Genomic DNA, 565 nt, shown 5'->3' on the forward strand with positions numbered 1-565 from the left:
GACCGCCTACCAGTACCGGGTCCGCGCTTACAACAGCAGCGGCAATTCCAGCTATTCCAATAGCGCCGCGGCCACCACCGGCGCGGCGGTCAGCGATACCACCCCACCAACCGTAAGCATCCTGAATCCGACCAGCGGCGCGAAAGTCAGCGGCACGGTGGGGATCAGTGCCAAGGCCAGCGACAATGTCAGTATCAGCAGCCTGAAACTGTATATCGACGGCAAGCTGGTTAGTTCCGGCAACACCAGCTCTCTGAGCTATAGCTGGAATAGTCGCAAGGCCAGCAGTGGTACTCACACCATCAGTTCCACGGCGGCCGATGCAGCCGGCAACTTGGCCAGCACTTCCATTTCGGTCAGCAAATAAATAACAGGCAGATTATCCAACAGCTGTATGAGAAACGCCGGTCGCTGACCGGCGTTTTGTTATGCGGCTGAGCTTTATTATTTACCTCGAAAATCAGATAAACGGATGAAAAAATGGCTAATAGAAACCATTTTCGGATAAACAGATGTGGCGCTTATATCAAATGAGCTTAAAAATTTACGAAGCGCGTATAATTAA

General features: G+C 51.9%; 1 protein-coding gene. It reads left to right on the forward strand.

Annotation, left to right across the window (positions count from 1 at the left end; genetic code table 11):
* Window positions 1–367, forward strand: a 367-nt coding sequence (locus tag JJL52_RS21155) for an Ig-like domain-containing protein (protein WP_236994411.1), incomplete at its 5' end; no start/stop codon positions are given.
* Between the last annotated feature and the right edge of the window lie 198 nt (window positions 368–565).

Source organism: Candidatus Methylomicrobium oryzae, assembly GCF_016745425.1.
In the GTDB taxonomy this organism is placed as follows: domain Bacteria; phylum Pseudomonadota; class Gammaproteobacteria; order Methylococcales; family Methylomonadaceae; genus Methylomicrobium; species Methylomicrobium oryzae.